Here is a 21774-nt window from a genome sequence, read left to right as displayed (position 1 = left end):
CTGGCGGGGAGGAGCTAAGCCTCGACGATTTTCGGCTCCACCACCACTTCGGAGTTGATGGAGTTCGCGATGAAGCAGATGTCGTGCGCCTTATGGGCGAGCTCGACCACCAGCGCGTGGTCCGTGCCCGGCGCGACCGTGATGACCGGGCGCAACGTGATCCTGGTGATCCGCACCGGCTTGGAGTCCGACGGCATCTCGCCGAACGCGTCGTCCTCGTACGCCCGCACGTCGATCTTTTTGCGGTTCGCGAGCGCGAGGAAGGAGAGCATGTGGCAGGAGCTGGCCGCCGTCACCAGCAGCTGCTCCGGGTTCAGCAAGTCGGCCTCGCCGACGTACTCCGGCGCCGAGCTCAGCCGCAGCTCGGCCTTCGCCGGAGGGTTCGCCGCCGTGTGGGCCCGCGAGTACTCGCGGTAATCGCCCGCCGTCGAGCCGCTCCACTCGAGTTTCGTCTGGAATTGGTGCGTCGTCATACCGCCAGCCTACGCGCCCTCCGGCAGACGCAGTCCACACCACGGGCAGTGCCGGATGACGATGAACGAGCTTCCGCCGTCGTGGATGATCAGCCCGTATTCCCGCAGCGCGGCGCTGTAGTGCACCAAAGCATCCGGGCAGTCGAACGGATCCTTGTGCTGGCCGCAGGTGGCGTCGACCCGCATGGCCATCGCGTCGCAGCAGTGCTCGGGCATGCACGAACCCTAGAGGAATGCGCTGCGCCGCGCATCCCTTTTCCCGCGCCGCCGCTTACAGGTATTGGCCAGTGTTGTTCTCGGTGTCGATGGCCCTGCCGGACGTGCCCTGCTTGTTCGAGATGAGCGTGCGGATGTAGACGATCCGCTCGCCCTTCTTGCCCGAGATCCGCGCCCAGTCGTCCGGGTTCGTGGTGTTCGGCAGGTCCTCGTTCTCCGCGAACTCGTGCACGATGGCGTCGTAGAGGTGCTGGATGGACAATCCGGGCTTCCCGGTCTCCAGCACCGACTTGATCGCCGACTTCTTCGCCCGGTCCACGACGTTCTGGATCATCGCGCCCGAGTTGAAGTCCTTGAAGTACATGATCTCCTTGTCGCCGTTGGCGTAGGTGACCTCGAGGAACCGGTTGTCCTCGTTCTGCGCGTACATCCGCTCCACGACACGGTCGATCATCGCGGCGACGCAAGCGGCCTTGTCGTTCCCGAACTCGGCGAGGTCGTCGGCGTTGAGCGGCAGGTCCGGCACCAGGTACTTCGAGAACACGTCCACAGCGGCCTCGGCGTCCGGACGCTCGATCTTGATCTTCACGTCGAGCCGCCCTGGGCGCAGGATCGCCGGGTCGATCATGTCCTCGCGGTTGGAGGCTCCGATGACGATGACGTTCTCCAGGCCCTCCACGCCGTCGATCTCGGCGAGCAACTGCGGGACGACCGTGGTCTCCACGTCGGAGGAGACGCCGGAGCCCCTGGTGCGGAAGATCGAGTCCATCTCGTCGAAGAAGACGATCACCGGAGTGCCTTCGGACGCCTTCTCCCGCGCACGCTGGAAGATGAGCCGGATGTGACGCTCGGTCTCGCCGACGAACTTGTTCAAAAGCTCCGGGCCCTTGATGTTCAAGAAGAACGACTTCGCCTCGCGCGAGTCCTCGCCCCTCGCTTCGGCGATTTTCTTCGCGAGCGAGTTGGCGACCGCCTTGGCGATCAGGGTCTTGCCGCAGCCAGGAGGGCCGTAGAGCAGCACGCCCTTCGGCGGCCGCAGCGAGTATTCCTTGAACAAATCCCGGTGCAAGAACGGCAGCTCCACCGCGTCGCGGATCTGCTCGATCTGCCGGGTGAGCCCGCCGATGTCCTCGTACTGGACGTCCGGCACCTCTTCGAGCACGAGGTCTTCGACCTCGGCCTTGGGGATGCGCTCGAACGCGTACCCGGCTTTGGTGTCCACCAACAGCGAGTCGCCCGGGCGCAAGTGGCGGAAGCCGCCCTCCTCGTCGTCCTCCTTCTTGGTGAGCGGGTCGGCGAGCCAGACGACGCGTTCCTCGTCGGCGTGCCCGACCACGAGCGCGCGGTGCCCGTCCTCGAGCACTTCGCGCAGGGTGGAGATCTCGCCGACCGCCTCGAACAGCTCCGCGCCCACCACGGTGAGCGCCTCGTTCAAGCGGACGGTCTGCCCTTTGCGCAGCAGCACGGGATCGACGTTGGGCGAAACGGCCAACCGCATCTTGCGCCCGGAGGTGAACACGTCGAGAGTCTTGTCGTCGTTGACCCCGAGGAGCACGCCGTAGCCGCCGGGGGGCTGGCCGAGCCGGTCCACTTCTTCCCGAAGCGTGACCAGCTGCGCCCGCGCGTCGCGCAACGTGTCGAGCAGTTTCGCGTTCCGCTTGGTCAGCACGTCGATCTTCTCGCGAAGCTCGGCCGGATCGTTCGATTCAGGCTGCCGAGAGAGGCGCCCCGCGCCGATCCGGTCGTCCGGGCCGCTGTGCGCGCCCGACTCCTCGAAGGGGTCGTAGTCCGTGCGATCCGAGGTGCTCATATTCACCACTCCCTTGTCAGGCGTGTCGCTTTACAGCGCTGGTTCTACCACCGTACCGGTGAATCGCCTCCGGCGTCGGAACGGAGCGCGCGACCGGCCAATCTCTCCATGTGGTAGTGATCATATTGACACAGCGGAACCGCCCGTCAAAGCAAAGATGAACGCGCGGTTCCAACGGTGGGCCCTTCAGCGCGGGATCCAGCCGCTATTGGGCGCAAAGCGACGTGAAACGGCTCCTCACCGGTCGGCGGCCGAATGCTCCACTTGCTCCTGCGTGGCGGCGTTTTTCTCCTGCGGGACGGCGTTCGGCTGTCGTCCCCGACGATGCGGCTTCGGAGCCGACACCCCGTCCGCCAACCGACGCGCGCTGACCAGGAACCCGGTATGCCCGCGCATCTGGTGCGAAGGACGCACCGCAAGGCCGACCGCCTGCCATTCTCGCACCAGGCTCTCCCAGATCCTCGGCTCAGTCCACACTCCTTGCGCGCGCAAGGCTTCGACCACGCTCGAGATCTGTGTCGTGGTCGCCACGTACACCACGAGCACCCCGCCGGGGACGAGCGCCTTGGCCACCACGTCGAACGTCTCCCACGCGGCGAGCATGTCGAGCACCACCCGGTCCACTTGGCCGCCGCCCTGCTCCGGGTCGAACTCGGCCAGGTCGGCCACGGTGAGCCGCCAGTTGTCCGGGAGCCCGCCGAAGAAGCGCTCCACGTTGGCCACGGCGAATTGCGCGTGGTCCTCTCGGATCTCGTAGGAGATCACCTCGCCAGCCGGGCCGACCGCGCGGAGCAGCGAGCAGGTCAGCGCCCCGGATCCGACGCCAGCCTCCAGCACCCGCGCGCCGGGGAAGATGTCGCCCTCCATGACGATCTGGCCCGCGTCCTTCGGGTACACGACGGCCGCGCCGCGCGGCATGGCGAGCACGTAGTCCGCGAGGAGCGGGCGGAAGGCCAGGTACTCCGCGCCGGACGCGGCGACCACGACACTGCCTTCGGGAACTCCGATGAGGTCGTCGAAGGCGATGGCCCCGTGGTGGGTGTGGTAGGTCTTGCCCGCCTTGAGCACCACGGTGTACTTGCGCGCCTTCGCGTCGGTGAGCTGCACGCGCTCGCCCTCGCGAAACGGGCCAGAGGGTTTATCGGCTTGAATCACGGCGCCCATCATGGCATGCCGCCGCCCGCGTCCCGCTCGCGCCGCCGCTAGATCGCGGGCGCGCAATGCCCGAGGTGCGGCCCGAAACCGTACGATGAGCGCATATCGCGCTCCGCGTCGGCCTGCGCCGCCTCCCGCGTGTCCCCTATCCCCTGCGCGTACCCCACCAAATGGACGTTGTCCGGGCCGCCCGAGCCCCAGACCTCGCAGCTCAGGACGACCGGATCCGCAGAGGCGAGCGGAGCGGGAGAGGCCCCGAGCGCCACCGCCGCGACCAACGTTCCGCATTTCCACACGGCTCTATTGAACCAGGTCGGCCAATCAGATGGGGTGACAGTTCGACAGGTACGGGTTCATGTAGCTCCACATTTTCCGCTGCGCGTCCTGCATCGCCTCCCCCTCGTCCGAACCGATGCCGATGACCTGGCCGACCGGCATGCCCCCTCCGCCGCCGAACGGGCCGCCGAACCCGCTGTTGGAGTACACATCGCATTGCACTTGGTACTCGCCCTCGCCCGGAGCCGCGTTCGCCATGAGCTGACCCGTCAGCCACACGCTTGCCGTCACCCCTGCGATCGCCGCGATCGAACCCAACCCGCGAACAATCTTCATCCTAGCCCCTTCCAATAAAAAATTCCCTGCCGAAACCCACCCCCTTGTGGTACGGATCAAGATACCGCATGACGCGCGAGAAATTCCCCAAGATCAAGAACGGCGAGGCGCACTGTGCGGGAAGTCTCAGAGCAAACCGGCTTTCGCCATCGCTTTGTCCCAGGTCATCGGCCCGAACGTTTGCAAAGGCGCGCCAATGGCCTCGTGTTTGGCCGCCGCTCGTTTCTTCGCCATCTCCATCGCGGCCCCGATGGACTTGCCGTAGCCTTTGACGCTGCCGTCCCGCTTGTCCACACGTCCGTCCGGAAGGAGCTTGTAGGAGCCGACTTTGACGGCCCAGAAGTCTTTGACCTCTGGCGGCTTGCCGCCTCCGCTCGGGTCGGCCGCCGCCCACTGCCCGCCCAGCAGCAACATCGCGGCCGCGCCGAGCGCCGCCCGTTTGAAAATGCTCCGCACTGTCGGCCTCCAATGCCCGTTGTGTCCGTCCGGCTCCGTGTCCGTCCGGCTCCGTGTCCGTCCGGCTCCGTGTCCGTCCGGCTCCGTGTCCGTCCGGCTCCGTGTCCGTCCGGCTCCGTGTCCGTCCGGCTCCGTGTCCGTCCGGCTCCGTGTCCGTCCCGCTCCGTGTCCGTCCCGCTCCGTGTCCGTCCCGCTCCGTGTCCGTCCCGCTCCGCGGCTGCTGGATTAGACGCGTCCGCCCGATATTCGGTTCCATCGATCCGCGCGCTTCGTTCGGTGGTTGTCGGACAGCCTCGCTAGGCTCGAGCCATGACGAAATCAACCGTCGAGTCTTCGCCGAGCAGAAGACTGGCGCTCTCCCCCTCACGGGCGAGCGACTTCCGCCAGTGTCCCCTGCTGTACCGGCTGCGGGCCATCGACCGCATCCCCCAGCCGCCGACCCTGGCGATGGTCCGGGGGACGCTCGTGCACGCCGCGCTCGAAGACCTCCTCGCGCTGCCGGCCGAATCCCGGACCTTGGACGCCGCGCACGGGCTCGTCGCCCCCTCGTGGGAGCGGGTGTCGGGCGAGATGGCAGAGGACAACCGGCTCGATTTGGACGAACAGGGGCTTGAGCAGCTGTTCGAGCAGTCGAAGACCCTTTTGGCCGGATATTTCGCGCTGGAAGACCCTGCCAGCGTCACCCCGCACGCCTGCGAGCTGCGGGTCGAGGTGGAACTGGAGCCCGACGTGCCGCTGCGCGGGTTCGTCGACCGGGTGGACGAGCTCGCGGGCGGCGAGCTCCGCGTGGTCGACTACAAGACCGGGCGCGCGCCGGGCGGGCTCTACGAGGCCAAAGCGCTGTTCCAGATGAAGTTCTACGCGCTGGCGCTGTGGAAGCTGCGCGGGGTCGTGCCGAACGAGCTGCGCCTGATGTATCTGGGGTCAGGGGACACGCTGACCTACGAGCCCGAGCCCGACGAGCTCGACCGGTTCAGCCGCACGCTCGTCGCCATCTGGCGGGCGATCCAAGCCGCCGGGCGGACCGGCGACTTCCGGCCCAACCCTGGGCCGCTGTGCAAATGGTGCGAGCACCAGAGCCGGTGCCCCGCGTTCGGCAACACTCCGCCCGAATATCCGGGATGGCCCGACGAAGTGGACGACGAGGCCCTCGTCCTCGAGCTTTTAGCCGAATAACGGCTCGGGCGGCTCAGGCCGCCCGCCTGTCCGACGAGCGCGCGGATGTCCCGTTCGATTTCCATGCGGCATGGCGTGGCCTCGTCGAAAAGGACTTGGCCAGCATGTCCAAGGCCGCGTCGCATTGGTCGCGGACGACACAGCCCCGCCGGGATCTGGATCTGATCGCGCTTCGTCCGCGCGGGGTCAGTCCAGCGCGGTCAGGACTTCCACGCCGTCCTCGGTGACCAGGATCGTGTGCTCGAACTGGGCGGACCACTTCTTGTCCTTGGTCACCACGGTCCAGCCGTCCTGCCAGATCTCGTAGTCGAGCGCGCCCGCGTTGATCATCGGCTCCACGGTGAAGACCATGCCCGGTTCGATGACCGTGGTGACCTGCGGCGCGTCATAGTGCAAGACGGACAGCCCGTTGTGGAACGTCGTCCCGATGCCGTGTCCGGTGAAGTCCCGGACCGTGTTGTAGCCGAACCGCGACGCGTACGCCTCGATGACACGGCCGACGACATTGAGCTGCCTGCCCGGCCGGATCGCCCTGATGCCCCGGTCCCGCGCCTCGCGCGCCACGTCCACCAGCTGACGCGCCTCGTCCGAGACCTCGCCCGCGAAGAAAGTCGCGCAGGTGTCCCCGTGCGCGCCGTCGATGTACGCGGTCACGTCGATGTTCACGATGTCGCCCTCCTCGACCACGGTGGAGTCGGGGATGCCGTGGCAGATCACCTCGTTGAGGGAGGTGCAGCAGGACTTCGGGAACGACTTGTAGCCAAGGGTCGACGGGTACGCGCCGTGGTCCACCATGTAGTCGTGGGCGATCCGGTCCAGCTCGTCGGTCCGGATCCCCGGGCGCACCGCCGCGCCCGCCTCGGCGAGGGCGCCTGCGGCGATCTTGGAGGCGACCCGCACGGCGGCGATCGTCTCCTCGGTCTGCACCCACGGCTCGCTGCCCTCTTTCGCCGTCGGCTTCCAGACGTACTCGGGTTTGACGATCGAGTCCGGCACGGTCAGGATCGGGCTCGGCTTGCCAGGTCGCAGCGGCTTGCGGGGCGCCGGGGGCGTCGCCCACGAGGTTTGCGAGTGGGGGAGGGTCATAGCATGCCAGTGTACTCAGTCCGAGCCCCGCACAGCGCATGTCTCCCGGCCCTCCCCTTGCCGGGGTCTGCGCGGCAGATCGCGATCCGAGCCGAAGCCGGCGCGGCTAGAAGTCGCTGTCGGGGATGCTCTTGAGGAAAAGTTTGGTGACCGCGACCGCCGCCTCCGAACTCCCGCCTCGGACCACGAGCGTCGCGAAGGCGACATCGCCGCGATACCCCACGAACCACGCGTGCGAGCCGCCGTCGATCTCGGCCTCGCCTGTCTTCCCGTAGACCTCTCCGCAGTCGGCGATATGCGTCGCGGTGCCCGCTGTGACCACTTGGCGCATCATCGGCCGCAGGCCTTCGACGATGGCCGGGCTCAGCTCGGGCCGGTCTCCTGACACCTGGGTCGGGGAATCGAGGCGGTACACCGGGACCACCGGCGAGCCGTGCGCGACCGTCGCGGCCACCACCGCCATGCCGAACGGGCTGACCGTCACCATGCCCTGCCCGAAGCCGTCCTCCGTTCGGATGGTGAGATCGTCGGCTTTGGGCACCGAACCGGAAATCGTCGTCAAGTCCGGGATCTGATAGTCCACGCCGAGGCCGAGCGAGGCCGCGGCGCGGGTGAGCGCGTCCGGCGACATCTCGCTCGCGAGCTTCGCGAACGTGGTGTTGCAGGAGTGCGCGAACGCCGTGCGCATCGGCACGGCTCCGAGGCTGAACTCGTTCTCGTTCGGGATGCTGCGCTCGCCGATGTCCACCCGGCCGGGGCAGCCGACGTACGACTCCGGATTCGCCAGGCCCTGCGCCATCGCCGCGCTCGCGGTGATGATCTTGAAGGTGGAGCCGGGCGGGTACTGCCCCTGGGTCGCGAGCACTCCGGCCTCGTCCGCAGCGCGGTTCTGCGCCACGGCCAGGATATGGCCGGTGGACGGCTGGATCGCCACCATCATGGTCGCAAGGCCACGGCTGTCGACGGCGTGCTGCGCCGCGTCCTGGACGCGGCGGTCGATGCTCAGCATGATCGCCGGGGACGGCTGCGACCGCGTCTCGTGGAGCACGTCGAACTCGACGCCGTCTGCGTTCACGGTGACCACTCGCCACCCCGCTTTCCCGTCCACTTCGGCGAGCGCCTGCTTCTTCACTTGTCCGACCAGATCGGGCGCGAAGTTCACATCGGTGGGCACCAGATCGTACTCCTGGTTGAAGCCCACCCCGGAGATCATGCCGATCTTGTCGAGGATCGGCTTCGCCTTGTCGTTCGGGAGCAGCACGACTCCGTACGCCTTTTTCCCCGCCGCGGTCGCTTGCTCGGCGAGGGCTTGGCCGGTCAACCCCTCGGGCGCGAGGTCGCCGAGCGCGTCGACAATGCGCTTGGCGACCGAAGTGACGGTGTCAGGAAGCCGCACGTCTTTGGGGGTGAAAAGGATGCGGGTCACCGTCCCCGGCACCAGCAACGGGGAGCCTGTGCTCTCGATCACCGAAGCTCGAGGAGGGGCGAAGGCGCGCAACGCGACGGTCTGCGTGTCGCCGAGCTTGGGATGCAGGTCCGTGTTCGTCCACAGCACTCGCCATTCGCCCCGGATCTTGCCAAGGTGCAACTTGCCGTCGTACGCCCAGACCCTGCCTTTCGGCAGGCTCCACTCGTAGTGATACCCGACCTTGGCGGTGTCGCCGCTGATCTCGGCCTCGCCGATCCGCGCGGTCAACGCGCTCGCCTGCAACCCGTTCCACATCTGGTCGATGGCCCGGACGGCGCGGTCCGGGAAGTCGGTCTGGTCCGCGGCCTCCCGCGTCTTGTGCTTGGCGAGCAAACCGAGGAATTTCAGCGCCTCAGGGTTCGGGCCGACCGGTTTGGGCGTGCAGGCTGTCATCCCGACCGGCAGCAGCACGGCCAGCGCAAGCACGACCGCTCGACACAAAGGGCTCCGCATATCCGCAGATGGTAAGCTTTTTCGCGCCTTATTCGGAAGAGGCGCACCGAGACCGCGTGACCTTGCTGTTAGCTCACAGTGACTTGCGGGGAGCCTCGCTCCCCGGTTTCCTCCGCGATGCGCAGGGCTTCTTCGATCAGCGTCTCGACGATAAGGTGCTCTGGCACGGTCTTGATGACCTCGCCCTTGACGAAGATCTGCCCCTTGCCGTTGCCGGACGCGACGCCAAGGTCGGCCTCCCGCGCCTCGCCCGGCCCGTTGACCACGCAGCCCATGACCGCGACCCGCAACGGCACCTCGATCCCCTCCAGACCCGCTGTGACCTGCTCCGCGAGCGTGTACACGTCGACCTGCGCGCGGCCGCAGCTCGGACAGGAGACGATCTCCAGCGTGCGCTCCTTCAAGCCGAGGGACATCAGGATCTGCTGGCCGACCTTCACTTCCTCCACCGGGGGCGCGGAGAGCGAGACCCGGATCGTGTCGCCGATGCCCTTCGAGAGCAGCGCGCCGAAGGCGACGGCGGATTTGATCGTCCCTTGGAATGCGGGGCCCGCTTCGGTGACGCCGAGGTGCAGGGGGTAGTCGCATTGCTCGGCCAGAAGCTCGTAGGCGCGGACCATGGTCACCGGGTCGTTGTGCTTGACCGAGATCTTCAGGTCGAAAAAGCCGTGCTCCGCGAACAGACCCGCCTCCCACAGCGCCGACTCGACCAGCGCCTCCGGGGTGGCTTTGCCGTATTTGGCGAGAATGCGCGGGTCCAGCGAGCCCGCGTTGACGCCGATGCGGATCGGGGTTTTCGCGTCCGAGGCGGCCAGCGCCACCTCTTTGACTCTGCCGTCGAATTCCTTGATGTTGCCGGGGTTCACCCGCACGCCCGCGCAGCCCGCCTCGATGGCGGCGAAAATGTAGCGGGGCTGGAAATGGATGTCGGCGATGACCGGGATCTGGCTCTTCTTCGCGATGGCGGCCAGCGCGTCGGCGTCCTCCTGGCGCGGACAGGCCACCCGGACCACATCGCAGCCCGCCGCGGTGAGCTGCGCGATCTGCTGCAGCGTGGCGTTCACGTCATGGGTCTTGGTCGTGGTCATCGACTGCACCGACACCGGGGAGTCGCTGCCCACGCCGACCGGTCCGAGCCTGAGCTGCCGGGTCCGCCTGCGCGGGGCGAGCACCTGGGCTGGCGGGGCGGGCATGCCGAGTTCGACGGAAGTCATGGCAACAGTCTAATCGTTCGGCCTGTCGGACCGGGCGGGAACTAGAACAGCCGGATCGGGTTGATGACGTCCGCCGCCAGCACGAGCACCATGTACACGCCGACGACCGCGAGCACCACATATGTCGCCGGGGCGAGCTTGAGGTAGTCCACCGGACCGCCTGCCGCCTTGCCCCGCAGCCGGCGGACGCTGTCACGGACCTTCTCGTAGCCGACCACCGCGATGTGCCCGCCGTCGAACGGCACGAGCGGCAGCAGGTTCAAGATGCCGAGCACGAAGTTCAAACTGGCCAAGAGCAGCACGAACGTCGGCCACGCGCCGTCGTTCTTGTCGGCGTGTTCGGCAAGCTCCCCGCCGATGCGGCTCGCGCCGACCACGCTCATCGGAGTCTCCGGGTCGCGCTCCCCGCCGCCGAGCGAACGCACCACCGCGCCGACCTTGGCCGGGATCTTGGTGATGCCTTCCCAGGTCTTCTCGAACATGATCCCGGTGAACTCGAACGTGGCGGGGACGGCGGTCGCCGGGTTGTACCGGGTGATGATCGAATCGACAGGGGCCACGCGCACGCCGACCTTGCTCAGCTCGCGCATGACCGGCTTCCCGGTGGCAGGGTCGTAGCGGTACTTCCCGGTGGCCGGGTCGAAGTCGAACCACGAGACCCGCTCCGGGGTCACCTCCAACGAGAGCGCCTTCCCGTCGCGGAGCACGTCGAAGCGCACCGCGCCGGGCGCTCCCGCGATCGCCTTGATCAGCTCGGGCGGGCTCGCGACATGCACGCCGTTCACCGCCGTGACGATGTCCCCCGCCCGCATGCCCGCGCGCTCGGCGGGCCCCGCGCCCTCGCAGCGGGCGAACTCGTCCTCGGCGAGCTGGGTGGGCGCGACGCATTCCAACTTCGGCACGAAGACCCCCGAGACGCGGGACATCCCCGGCAGCCCCCACGCCAGCGTGACCATGTAGAGCAGCACGACGCCGAGGATGAAGTTCATCGCGGGACCGGCGACGAGCACGAAGACCCGCTTCCAGGGCTTCTGCTTCCACATCGCCCGGTCTTCCTCGTCCGGGGCGAGCTCGTCCATCGCCGTCATCCCCGCGATGTCGCAGAACCCGCCTGCGGGAATGGCCTTCAAGCCGTACTCGGTCTCGCCGCGCCGGATCGACCAGATCTTGGGGCCGAACCCGACGAAGTACCGCCTGACTTTCATCCCGGTGGCGCGCGCTGCCCACATGTGCCCGCACTCGTGCCAGGCGACGGAGGCGAGGATGCCGAGCGCGAAAAGCACCACTCCAAAGACGAACAACTCGGGCACTACTCCTTTTTCACCAGAACGCGTCGCGCCTCGCCGCGAGCCCACCGGTCTGCTTCGAGCGCCTCCTCAAGAGTACCCGGCTTCACGGCCCACTGCGATCCCCTCGACAAGACCTCCTCGATGACCTCGGCGATCTGGGGGAAACGGAGCTTTTCGGCGAGGAACGCGGCCGCGGCCTCCTCGTTCGCCGCGTTGTAGACCGAAGGGAGCGACCCGCCGCCCTTCCCCGCCTCCCTCGCGAGCCGCACGGCGGGGAACGCCGCGTCGTCCACCGGCTCGAAGGTCCACGTGTGCGCCTTCGAGAAGTCAACGGGGCGGATCACGTCCGACAGCCGGTCCGGCCAGGACAGCGCCAGCGCGATGGGCAGCCGCATATCCGGCGGGCTCGCCTGGGCGATCGTCGAGCCGTCGACGAACGAGACCATGGAGTGCACGACCGACTGCGGGTGCACAGTCACCTCGATCTGGTCGCAGTGCAGGCCGAAAAGATAGTGCGCTTCGAGAAGTTCGAGCCCCTTGTTCACCAACGAGGCGGAGTTGAGCGTGTTCATCGGGCCCATCGACCAGGTCGGGTGCTTGCCCGCCTGCTCGGGGGTGACCGCGTCCAACTGCTCGCGGGAGAACCCCCGGAACGGTCCGCCGGAGGCGGTGAGCACGAGGCTCGCCACTTCTTGCCCCGTCCCTGAGCGCAGGCATTGGGCGAGGGCGGAGTGCTCGGAGTCCACCGGGACCAACTGGCCGGGCTTCGCAAGCTCCATCACGACCGGGCCGCCCGCGATCAGCGACTCCTTGTTCGCGAGCGCCAGCCGCGCGCCGGTTTTGAGCGCTTCGACGGTCGGGGCTAGCCCCACCGCGCCGACCATGGCGTTGAGCACCACGTCGGCCTCTGTCTCGCGGATCAGGTCCAGCACCCCGGCCATGCCGTCGGCCCCGGTGGCCGTTCGGGACACGTGGAACTCGGCTGCCTGCTGCGCCAACAACCCGGCCCGTGCTCCCCCTGCGGCGAGACCTGCCACTTCGAACCGGTCCCGATGGCGGGCGATCACGTCGAGGGCCTGCGTCCCGATAGAGCCGGTGGAGCCCAAGATGAGCACACGGGTGGTCATGGACAAAGCCTAGAGGCCCTTGGAACTGCCGTGTCGGGCGACGCCGCTGGTGCGGCCGGAGCCCCGCGCATCGGCCGCACCAGCGGCGTCGCGTTGGGCGGCGAGCAGCAGGAGCAGCGGGCGCGTGAAGCGCTCCTGCCGCCACCCGCTCTTGGCCAGTTGCTCGTCCTCCGCCGTCCCGAGCGCCGTGCTCACCCGAGCCCTCGGGCTAGCCCTCGGCCCCTCGGAGCGCGGACAGCTCGACAGCCGTCCCGCCCTCGGGGAACAACCAGTGCAAAAGGTCGGCGAAAATCCCAACGCCGTCTCTGGTGAGCACGGATTCGGGATGGAACTGCACCGAGGCGAGCCCCCGGCCGCGCAGCGCGTGCACCTGGCCGGTCTCCTCGTCCACCGCCAGCTCCAGCTCGGGAGCCTGCTCGGAAAGGAGCGGCGGGCGCTGGGCGGCGTAGGCGTTGTAGAACCCGACCGTGCGCCGCCTGCCGAACAGATCGATCTCCAACTGCTTGCCCTGGTTCGGGGACGGCCTGCGCACCAGCGGCAAGCCAAGGTGGTCGCACAGGATCTGGTGGGAGAGGCACACCGCGAGCAACGGCAGCTCGGACGCTCGCGCCTCGGCGATGAGCGAGCGCATCGTGCGGATCTTCGGATCGGTCTGCGAGGTCGGATCGCCGGGCCCAGGCCCCATGACGACCAAGTCGTAGCCGCCGGAGGAAAGCAGCGCGCCGAAGCCGTCCGCGTCGTCGAAGCGCACGAGGTCGACGGCGAGGCCGAGCGAGCGCAGCTGCAGGGCGATCATCGAAGTGAAACTGTCCTCGGCGTCCACCATGATCGCCGAGAGCCCGGAGAAAAGCCCGCAGCGGCGATGCCCGGCGGCCGCCGCGCACAGCTCGCTCGCCGCGACCTGGCCGAGCCAAAAATCCCCGATGTCCGTATTGCGCTTCGCGAGCGCGGCAAGGACCTCCGGGTGCGCGCCCAAGCTCGGGCGGACGTCGCCGGTGATGGCGGCGAGGAACCCCGCCGCTTTGCCCCGAGTCTCGGCGACCTCGCCGAGCGGGTTCGAGTGGCGCACGATGGTCGCCCCCGTTGCGAACTCCAACCTGCCCGTCCTGTCGATCTCCGCGGTCCGGATCAGGATGGACGAGTCCAACGCCCGCCCGCCGAGCTGATCGGTCCCGAAAAGCGCGACGACGCCGCTGTAGTAGCGCCTGCCGAGCGGCTCGTGGCGGGCGATGACCCGGCAGGCCGATTCGAGCGGGCTTCCGGTCACCGTCGGCGCGAACATCGTCTCGCGCAGGACGGCCCTCGGGTCCTGGTCGGTCGTCCCGGTGATCAGGTACTCGGTGTGGGCGAGCCGCGCCATCTCTTTGAGGAACGGGCCTTGCGCGCGGCCGCCTTCGGGGCAGATTCGCGCCATCATCTTCAGCTCCTCGTCCACCACCATGTAGAGCTCGTCGGTCTCCTTCGCGTCGTCGAGGAAGCTCAGCACGCCTTCCAAGGTCGGGCCTTCCGCCGGATAGCGGTAGGTGCCGCTGATCGGGTTCATCACCGCGACCGAGTTGTTCACGCTGATATGCCGCTCCGGGGTCGCTCCGATGAACGTCGCCTCGCGGGTGTGCACGAGGAAGGTCCAGTACGCCCCGCGCTCCATCGCGAGGAGCCTGCGGTAGATCGCGAGCGCGGTGGCGGTCGAGTACTGCTGCAGCTGGCCGATGAAGGTGCGCTTGAAGACGAAGTTCGCGCCCGCTCCCCGACCGATCTCCTCCTCGATGATCCGCCGCACGCCCGCCGCGTACTGCTCGTCGTCCAGGTCGAAAGCTCCGTTCTCGAGCCCAAGCTTGACCGGCGGCACGCGACGGACGAACTCCTCGGAGGGCACGACGGCCTGAGCGGCGACCCGCATGGCCTGCAACGCGGCCCCGTCCTCAGGAGCCTGGAAACCGCGCTCGGCGATCTGCCGGTACGGGATCAGCGCCAGCAAGTCGTGCTGGCCCGGCACGCCTCGGCCCGGCTCCGGGATTGGCAAATCGGCGAGCGTGGGAACGGCGGTCATCTCGCCGACGAGGACGTCGAGCCTGTCGTGCCCGAGGGTTTCGGGGCGGGAGAGCACCGCGAACGGGGGCGGATTTTCGCTGAAGACGAGGTCGAGCAGGCGTTCGCTCATGGAGCCGTCCTTTCTAGTAGAGCAGTCTCTCGGAAGGGACGACGACCGCGCAGCGTTTGGCCGCGTACGAGATGGCCAGGTCGTGCGATTCGCGGTCGAAGTCCGCTGTCGCGTCCGCGACGAGAAAAGCCTCGATGTCGTTGGTGAACGCCTCGACGCAGGTCATAAGCACGCCGACGTGCGCGTACACGCCGCAGACCACGAGCTGGTCCCGGCCGGCCGAGCGCATCCGGCCCAGCAAATCGTTGCGGTGGAAGGCGCTATAGCGCCATTTCGTGTGGACCCAGTCCCCCGGCCTCGGAGCCAGCTCGTCGACGACGAGGCGGTGCTCAGGGTCCACCCTCATGCCGGGGCCCCAGAAGTCTTTGAGCAGGCCGCGCTCCTCGGGGCTCATCGAGCCGGGCTGCGCGGTGTACGCGACCTGCGCGCCGCTGGCCGCGAAGCGTTCACGCAGCGCTGCGGCGTTGGCGACGAGCTCCGAGCGCACCGGCTCGGGGAACGGCGCGAGGAAGTATCGCTGCATGTCGTGGACGAGCAGCACCGCGCGAGCGGGGTCCACTTCCCATCGCGCGGTGTTCTGCGGCAATTCGTGCGCCTTCGGCAAGGCGTACGGCTCGATCGCCGGGATTCCTGGCTTCTGCGGCGCGTCTGCCAATGCTGCGGACATAGAGCGGCCTTCCTTCCTTCGTTGTTCTTACGACGTTCGCGCGGGTCTCACACGCCCAACGTCGCCCCGCCGTCGACCACCAAGGTGTGCATGGTGATGTGCGCGGCGAGGTCGGAGAGCAGGAACGCGGCGGCGTTCGCGATATCGGCGGGCTGGGCGACTTTGCGCAGCGGTATGCCGATCTTGTGGTCGGCGAGGTTGCCCCCGATCACCGCGTCGTTCGACGGCCCGAGCATCGCCCGCAGCATCGGCGACTCGGTCGAGCCGGGCGCGATCACATTGCACCGGATCCCGTGCTCGGCGAGCTCGAGGCCGAGGGACTTCGTGAACGACTCCATGGCGGCCTTCGACGCGCCGTACGCCGCCATGTTCTTGCGGGCCACGTGCGCGGCGTTGGAGGCGACCGAGACGATCCCCCCGCGACCGCGCGGGATCATCCGCCGCGCCACCGCGCGGGAGATCCGGAAAGTCCCAGTCACGTTCACGTCGAAGGTCGCCGCCCAGTCCTCGTCGGAGAACTCGACTGTCGGGCCCATGCGCAGCACTCCCGCCGCGTTCACCAGCGACTGGATCGGGCCGATCTGCTCGGCCTCGTCGACGAGCTGCTCCACCGCCGCGCAGGAGCGCAAGTCCAACGGCTTCGCGTGGACCGCGTGCCCGTCCGCGCGGAGTTTCTCGACGACTTCCGCCAGGCCATCGGCGTTCGCGTCCGATGCGACGACCGCGAGGCCGTCCTCGGCGAGCCGTCCGGCGATCGCGGCTCCCATGCCGCCCGCCGCTCCGGTGACGATGGCGACTTCTTGGTGGCTCATTCTCCGCTCCCTCTCATGTTCGTCTCGGACTGGTTTCCGGCCATGTTGCTCACCACGCCCGCACCACCTCGAGCGCCTGGGCGAGGTTCAGCCGGGGGTCGCAGAGCGTGAGGTACTTCTCGCCGAACGCCGGGTCGGCGGCGGCTTCCGCGTCGGCGACGCTCTCCAGCACGTCCTCCGGGGTGGCCTCCAGATGCAGGCCACCCGCGACGCCGCCGTGCTCGGCCACAATGGCGCGGAACGCGCGGACCTCGGCGAGGATGTTCGTCAGGTAGCGGGTTTTCAAACCGTTCGGAGCGGCTGCGGTGTTGCCGTGCATCGGGTCGCAGAGCCAGATCACCGGATGCCCCGCTTCGGCGACCGCCTGGACGAGCGGGCCGAGCCGGTCCACGACCCTGGTCGCGCCCATCCGAGAGATGAGGGTCAGCCTGCCGTGCACCCGGTCGGGGTCGAGGAGTTCGGCGAGTTCGAGGAGTTCCTCGACAGTCATCGACGGACCGACCTTCAAGGCCACCGGATTGGAGATCCGGGCGAGCAGGGAGATGTGCGGGCCGTCGATGTCCCTCGTGCGGTCGCCCACCCACGGCCAGTGCGTGGAGGTGAGCACCAGATTGCCCTCCGCGTCCCGGCGCAGCGCCGGCAGCTCGTAGTCCAAGAGGAGCGCCTCGTGGCTCGTCCACACCGGCGGCTCGATGATCGCGATAGAGGAAGGCCGCCGCCACCCGAGGTGGTGCAGCACGCGGTTCGCGGCCCAATAGCCGGAGAGCAGGCGCGTGGGGTCGGGCCTGCGGTCCGAGGCGTTCGGGGCGTGGCCGTTGACCATTTGGCCCCGGAACACCGGCAGCTCGACCCCGCCGACGATCTCGGTGTGGTTGGACCGGGGCTTGGAGTACTGGCCCGCGATCCGGCCGACGCGCAGCACGGGCTTGTGGTTCGCCATCCGCATCGAGCCCGCGAGCATGCTCAGCATGCCGACTTTGCGGGCGACGTGCGCGGCGGTGGACTCGGCGAGGTCTTCCGCGCAGTCGCCGGCTTGGACGATGTTGGCCCGCCCCTGCGCCACGGTGACGAGCAGCTCGCGCAGGGTGCGGACCTCGTCCGCGCCGACCAGCGCCGGGAAGCCGGAAAGCTCTTCCCGCACTTCCGCGATGTGGTCCTCGTCCTCCCAAGCGGGTTGCTGCAAAGCAGGTTTCGTGCTCAGTTCTGTGGTTGCAAGTGGCATGGCTCTAGTTCCTTTCGAAGCGCCTGCGGCGATCGTTCAGATCGTTTTTCGGTTGTGCGTATTGAGTTCATCCGGCGGAGTTGCCCCATCCGAGGTGGTCGAGGAAGGCGAGCTGGCTGGTTTTCGCCGGCGGGCGGATCTCGGTGCGCTCCGGGCCCGCGAGCACGAGGGCCGTCTGGTCTTCCTCGGTGAAGGCCGGCCAGCGCGGAACGCCCGGAGCGGTCGGCTCCGAGTTCTTCGCGAATGAGCCGACCAGGTCCATCAACGTCTCTGAGACGTGGCGCTCTTGCTCGCCGGAGCCGAATTTCCGGGCAAGCTCCGAGTTCTGGTAGGTGCCGAAGAGGAACGGCGAGGTGGCCTCGTGCGGCACGCCGCGCCATGGGGCTTGCACGGGGTGCGCGTACTCCATGACCCACATCGGAGCGGCCCGCTCCGCAGCCGTCCGTTGCGCGATCCGCAGGGTTTGGTGCCGGATCGTGGCGTCGCCGACGATTTCGGACCACAAGGACACGAGGTCGTCCGGCCTGCCCTCCTGCCGTGCCGCCGAGCGGTACGCGGCCACGCCGTCGCGGGCTTCGGCCATGGAGACCGAGGGCAGCGCCTCGTGGAGCGTGTCGTAGAACCGGTCCGCCAGCTCCGCCTCGTTCCGAGGCGGCGGGATCGGGAGAATGTAGTCCGGGTCGGTGAAGAACGAGCCCTCGGTCGAGGTGTGGACGACCATCATCGGGATCTTCGGGGCCGGGGCCTCGCCGTCTTGCACGGCGAAATACTCGTCGCCCGCGATCGAGCCTCGGTAGCGGCGCCCGCTTCCCACGACGCGCTCGCCGAGCGGGCGCCCGAACGCCTCTCCCCACCAGTCCCGCAGCATGGTTGCTGGCACGTCCCGAAGGCCCGGGACGGTCGTGCCGAACGCCGCAGCCGCCAAGTCGAAGACGTGGGCTGCGTCGTCGCGGTTCAGGCTGACGTACGGGCTCCAGATATGTCCTGGGCTGATCGAGACGGCCCGGCGCAAGAGCGCGGCGGAACTCGGGTTGACCGCGAGCTGCCACGTGCTGGCCCCTCCTGCGGAGGTGCCGACGAGCGTGATGTTCTCGGGGTCGCCGCCGAACGCCGCGATGTTCGTTCGGACCCAGCGCAGCGCGGCTATCTGGTCGGCAAGGCCCCAGTTGCCGTCGTGTCCGGTCTCCGGGTCTGCCAACTGGGGGTGCGCGGAGAACCCGAACGCCCCGAGGCGGTAGTTGAACGTGACCACGACGCAACCGGAGCGCTGGGCGAGCCTCTCGCCGTGGTACAGCGGCAGGCCGCCGCTGCCGACCATCCAGCCGCCGCCGTGGATGTAGAGGATGACAGGGGCCTTGCCGCCCAGCGCCGGGGTCCACACGTTGGCCGTCAGCGCGTCTTCCTGCTCGTTGTCCGAGCGCGCGATTTGCAGGAATTGCGGGCCGACCGCCGTCGCTTCGCGGACCCCGGTCCACGGCTTCGCGGGCCGGGGCGGGCGGAACCGCAGCGCGCCGACCGGCGCGCTGGCATAGGGGACGCCGAGGAAGGAGAGCGTCGAGCCATCGGCGAGGCCTCGGACCGAGCCCGTCGAGATGCCGACGATCGGGGCTGCCGCGCCCGAGGCGGAACGAAGCGCGCCCCGGAAAGCGGAATGAGCGGAGAACGCGCTGAAGCCCAGCACGAGGCCACTCGCCAACACGGTCCGCCTGCTCAACATTCGGGGCGTCTCCTTTCGGCTCTGGACTGACGGACGCTTTGTCCAACAGGAGCCATCCTGTCCTGATTTCGGGGAGCCGTAGACGATCCAAATGTGGATTCATCAGTCAGCCGAAAGTTCGTCAGGTTCGCCGATTGGAGCTCGCCGTCAGCCAGGGCCGGGTGGTGCGGGACGCTCATTTCGAGACGAAGTTGTGTGGCGGCAACACCTACCCCGGAGAGCGGGCCATGAACCATCCTGGATGACGGATCGCATCAGCAACCATCTCGTCAATAAGGAGGCTCAGGCCGTGTCTCTTCCTCTGGCCCTCACCCTCGAACAGCAGGCGGCGCCGCTGCTCACCGATTCCACCGAGACTGTCATCGCCCAAATCTGCTCGGAGGTGCTCAGCTCGCTGCCGCGCAGCGACCAGCGGGGCAAAGGCGCCGAGTACATCCGGGGCCTGCTCTCCGTCCCCGGCCGCAAGTCCACCAGGAACATCGCCGCGTGGATGGAGAAACAGGCGGCCGAAGGCGCCGGCGAGCAGAATCTGCACCACTTCATCAATAGCTCCACTTGGGATTGGCAGCCGTTGCGCGAGGATCTGGTCCGTTACACAGCCCGGACGCTCGCTCCGGTCGCATGGGTGATGCGCCCCATGATCATCCCGAAGGCCGGGAAGCACTCCGTCGGAGTCGCGACCCGGTTCTGCCCCACCGAGGGACGCTCGGTGCACGGCCAGCTGGCCGTCGGGGCGTGGCTCGGCTCGGAGCAGCTTGCCGCGCCGATGGGCTGGCGGCTGCACCTGGGCAAGCAATGGGTCCAGAGCGCCGAACAGCGTCTGAAGGCGGGCGTGCCCGACGACCACCCGCTGGAGTCGGTGGCGGAATGCGCGGTCGCCGGATACCAAGAGCTCGCCCCCGCGCTCACCTCGGTGGTCTCCGCCTCTGCCCTGCCTGTCGTCTACGACGTGCATGGCGTGAGTTCGAACGACGCGGCGAAAATGCTGCTCTCCAGCCAAAACTTCACCACGGTCGGAGAGGACGGGAAGCGAGTGGCCGCTTCCATCACGACCAGGGTCGAGGCGAATCTGCCGCTGGTCGTGACCGACCCGGCCTTGGCCGGTTTCTCCCGGCAGACCGCCTCAGCGGTGCAAATCGCCCAAGCGGCGAAGGCTTCGCGCCGCGAGGAGCATTGCGTGTACCGGGGCAAGGGCTATTTGCTGACCTCGGCCAGGGTCGGGCTGCCGGAGCTCGACGCGGCCGCCCGGCGCCACGTCCCCCTGGTCTTGATGTCGTTGACCCAGGTGGGCCAGCGCGGGCGCCCGACGGATCTTTGGCTGACCACGATGCGGCGCTTCTGCGCGATGACCCAGCTCGAGCGTATCTCGCTGACCGAGCGGGCCGCTTCCGACTTCTGGGAGATCACCGACCAGGTCGGGGTGCGGGACTTCTCCGGCCGCTCGTTCACCGGGTGGCATCGGCACACCACGCTCGCTTCGGTCGCGCATGTGGTCGCCGGACTGTCCCGAGGGCCGAAACTGGCCGACGGATTGGACGGGCCGCCGCCCGCGCAGCGATAAGCGGGCCGCTCAAGCCGGTTCGACCGGAAGGTCTCCGACCGGGCAATCGGCGACGCCGATGGTGTCGCGGGTGATGGCTTCGACGTTCTTCTGCGCGGTCTTCGGGTCGTTGACCCATTGGTGGTAGAAGTCGAAGGGGCATTCCGCGACTCCCTTGTCCCCTTCGCCCGCCGCGTGGATCCCGGTGTAGCCCCGGTGCAGGAGCTTGAACAAGTGGTTCTGCGACTGGTCGTTGCGCCGGGCGTCGCGGATCGCTGAGACCGACAGCTGGGCGTACTGGATCCCGTACTCCTCTTCGCCGCATTCGCCGAGCGTGCGCCCGTCGAACCCGATGATCGCGGAGTGCCCGAAGTAGGAGTACACGCCGTCGAAGCCGGTCGCGTTCGCGACGGCGACGTAGCAGTTGTTGGCCCATGCCATCGCCTTGGCCATGAGCACCTGCTGCTCTTTGGCCGGATACATGTAGCCCTGCGGACGGACGATCAGCTCCGCGCCCTTCATCGCGCAGTCGCGCCAGATCTCCGGGTAGTTCCCGTCGTCGCAAATGATCAGCGAGACCTGCAGGCCCTTGGGCCCGGCGGAGACATAGGTCTGTTTGCCGGGGTACCAGCCCTCGACCGGGGTCCAGGGGAGGATCTTGCGGTACTTCTGCACGATGTCGCCCCCGTCGTCGATCAGGACGAGGGTGTTGTAGGGCGGCTTGTCCGGGTGCTCCTCGTGCCGCTCCCCGGTCACCGAGAACACCCCCCACGTCTTCGCCGCGCGGCATGCCTTGGCGAAGATCTCGGTCTCTTCGCCGGGAACCACCGAGGCGGTGGCGTACATCTCCGCCTCGTCGTACATGATGCCCTGGGTCGAGTACTCGGGGAACACCACCAGATCCATGCCGGGCAGGCCTTGTTTCATGCCGACCACCATGTCCGCGATTTTCCCCGCGTTCTCCAAGACCTCCGCCTTCGTGTGCAGTCTGGGCATTTTGTAGTTCACCACCGCGACCCCGACCGTGTCGGGGCTGGAGGCGATATCGCCGTGACGCATGAAAGAAACTCCTCTTCGCCGAACTGCGGGCCAACGACGATGCTCCCCCGCCGGAAATACC

At 68.0% G+C, this 21774-nt stretch carries 21 protein-coding genes; 2 read left to right on the top strand and 19 right to left on the bottom strand.

Annotated features, from left to right (window positions below):
• Positions 1-14 precede the first annotated feature (14 nt).
• From HMPREF9336_RS11070 to HMPREF9336_RS11040, 7 genes are all read right to left on the bottom strand, one after another.
• The gene (locus HMPREF9336_RS11070; protein WP_007467011.1) at positions 15-473 is read right to left on the bottom strand and encodes an OsmC family protein; all 459 of its coding nucleotides are present in this window, start codon (positions 471-473) and stop codon (positions 15-17) included.
• 9 nt (positions 474-482) lie between these two features.
• Positions 483-689 carry a DUF6980 family protein gene (locus HMPREF9336_RS11065; protein ID WP_007467009.1) on the bottom strand — a complete coding sequence of 69 codons (207 nt, stop codon included), beginning with the start codon at positions 687-689 and terminating at the stop codon, positions 483-485.
• Between the two features lie 55 nt (positions 690-744).
• Positions 745-2499 (bottom strand): proteasome ATPase, encoded by a 1755-nt coding sequence (arc, locus tag HMPREF9336_RS11060; protein ID WP_021030525.1) that lies wholly within the window; start codon positions 2497-2499, stop codon positions 745-747.
• 237 nt (positions 2500-2736) lie between these two features.
• A complete protein-coding gene (locus HMPREF9336_RS11055) occupies positions 2737-3666 on the bottom strand; it encodes a tRNA (adenine-N1)-methyltransferase (RefSeq protein ID WP_007467005.1) in 930 nt (309 codons plus the stop codon).
• A gap of 35 nt (positions 3667-3701) precedes the next feature.
• A complete protein-coding gene (locus HMPREF9336_RS11050) occupies positions 3702-3950 on the bottom strand; it encodes a hypothetical protein (protein ID WP_021030524.1) in 249 nt (82 codons plus the stop codon).
• A 25-nt stretch (positions 3951-3975) separates the two neighbouring features.
• Entirely contained in the window at positions 3976-4266 is a 291-nt protein-coding gene (locus HMPREF9336_RS11045; protein WP_007467003.1) for a hypothetical protein, read from the bottom strand.
• Between the two features lie 126 nt (positions 4267-4392).
• The gene (locus tag HMPREF9336_RS11040; protein ID WP_007467001.1) at positions 4393-4722 is read right to left on the bottom strand and encodes a hypothetical protein; all 330 of its coding nucleotides are present in this window, start codon (positions 4720-4722) and stop codon (positions 4393-4395) included.
• Positions 4723-5031: 309 nt separating this feature from the next.
• Here HMPREF9336_RS11040 and HMPREF9336_RS11035 point away from each other — a divergent pair, with 309 nt between their 5' ends.
• Positions 5032-5898, top strand: coding sequence for a RecB family exonuclease (locus HMPREF9336_RS11035; RefSeq protein ID WP_007466999.1), 867 nt, complete (start codon positions 5032-5034; stop codon positions 5896-5898).
• Positions 5899-6084: 186 nt separating this feature from the next.
• On the opposite strand, the gene map is transcribed toward HMPREF9336_RS11035, so the two are convergent.
• The 11 genes from map to HMPREF9336_RS10980 form a co-directional block, all read right to left on the bottom strand.
• Complete coding sequence (map, locus tag HMPREF9336_RS11030; RefSeq protein WP_007466997.1) at positions 6085-6984, bottom strand: type I methionyl aminopeptidase; 900 nt, start codon at positions 6982-6984, stop codon at positions 6085-6087.
• A gap of 106 nt (positions 6985-7090) precedes the next feature.
• Positions 7091-8905, bottom strand: a complete 1815-nt coding sequence (locus HMPREF9336_RS11025; protein WP_021030523.1) for a penicillin-binding transpeptidase domain-containing protein — start codon at positions 8903-8905, stop codon at positions 7091-7093.
• 68 nt (positions 8906-8973) lie between these two features.
• Positions 8974-10119, bottom strand: coding sequence for a flavodoxin-dependent (E)-4-hydroxy-3-methylbut-2-enyl-diphosphate synthase (gene ispG, locus HMPREF9336_RS11020; RefSeq protein ID WP_007466993.1), 1146 nt, complete (start codon positions 10117-10119; stop codon positions 8974-8976).
• A 41-nt stretch (positions 10120-10160) separates the two neighbouring features.
• The gene (locus HMPREF9336_RS11015; protein ID WP_007466991.1) at positions 10161-11429 is read right to left on the bottom strand and encodes a M50 family metallopeptidase; all 1269 of its coding nucleotides are present in this window, start codon (positions 11427-11429) and stop codon (positions 10161-10163) included.
• Positions 11429-12535: a 1-deoxy-D-xylulose-5-phosphate reductoisomerase gene (dxr, locus tag HMPREF9336_RS11010; RefSeq protein WP_007466989.1), complete on the bottom strand. Its 1107-nt coding sequence runs from the start codon at positions 12533-12535 to the stop codon at positions 11429-11431. Before dxr ends, HMPREF9336_RS11015 begins: the two co-directional genes overlap by 1 nt.
• Positions 12536-12544: 9 nt before the next feature.
• A complete protein-coding gene (locus HMPREF9336_RS11005) occupies positions 12545-12730 on the bottom strand; it encodes a hypothetical protein (protein WP_007466986.1) in 186 nt (61 codons plus the stop codon).
• Positions 12731-12743: 13 nt separating this feature from the next.
• Positions 12744-14696: an anthranilate synthase family protein gene (locus HMPREF9336_RS11000; protein WP_007466985.1), complete on the bottom strand. Its 1953-nt coding sequence runs from the start codon at positions 14694-14696 to the stop codon at positions 12744-12746.
• 13 nt (positions 14697-14709) lie between these two features.
• A complete protein-coding gene (locus HMPREF9336_RS10995) occupies positions 14710-15363 on the bottom strand; it encodes an isochorismatase family protein (protein WP_007466983.1) in 654 nt (217 codons plus the stop codon).
• Positions 15364-15410: 47 nt separating this feature from the next.
• The gene (locus tag HMPREF9336_RS10990) at positions 15411-16175 is read right to left on the bottom strand and encodes a 2,3-dihydro-2,3-dihydroxybenzoate dehydrogenase (protein WP_007466981.1); all 765 of its coding nucleotides are present in this window, start codon (positions 16173-16175) and stop codon (positions 15411-15413) included.
• Positions 16176-16224: 49 nt separating this feature from the next.
• A complete protein-coding gene (locus HMPREF9336_RS10985; protein WP_007466979.1) occupies positions 16225-17397 on the bottom strand; it encodes a 3-deoxy-7-phosphoheptulonate synthase in 1173 nt (390 codons plus the stop codon).
• A gap of 67 nt (positions 17398-17464) precedes the next feature.
• Positions 17465-19114, bottom strand: a complete 1650-nt coding sequence (locus tag HMPREF9336_RS10980) for a carboxylesterase family protein (RefSeq protein ID WP_007466977.1) — start codon at positions 19112-19114, stop codon at positions 17465-17467.
• Positions 19115-19403: 289 nt separating this feature from the next.
• On the opposite strand from HMPREF9336_RS10980, the gene HMPREF9336_RS10975 reads away from it, so the two are divergent.
• Positions 19404-20675 (top strand): IS701 family transposase, encoded by a 1272-nt coding sequence (locus tag HMPREF9336_RS10975; protein WP_007466975.1) that lies wholly within the window; start codon positions 19404-19406, stop codon positions 20673-20675.
• Between the two features lie 9 nt (positions 20676-20684).
• Here HMPREF9336_RS10975 and HMPREF9336_RS10970 read toward each other — a convergent pair whose 3' ends face one another.
• Positions 20685-21713 (bottom strand): aliphatic amidase, encoded by a 1029-nt coding sequence (locus tag HMPREF9336_RS10970; protein WP_007466973.1) that lies wholly within the window; start codon positions 21711-21713, stop codon positions 20685-20687.
• Positions 21714-21774 lie beyond the last annotated feature (61 nt).

It is taken from the genome of Segniliparus rugosus ATCC BAA-974, from assembly GCF_000185725.2.
Lineage (GTDB): Bacteria > Actinomycetota > Actinomycetes > Mycobacteriales > Mycobacteriaceae > Segniliparus > Segniliparus rugosus.
Note: the sequence above shows the minus strand (reverse complement) of the source record. Positions and strands in the feature narration are given on the sequence as shown.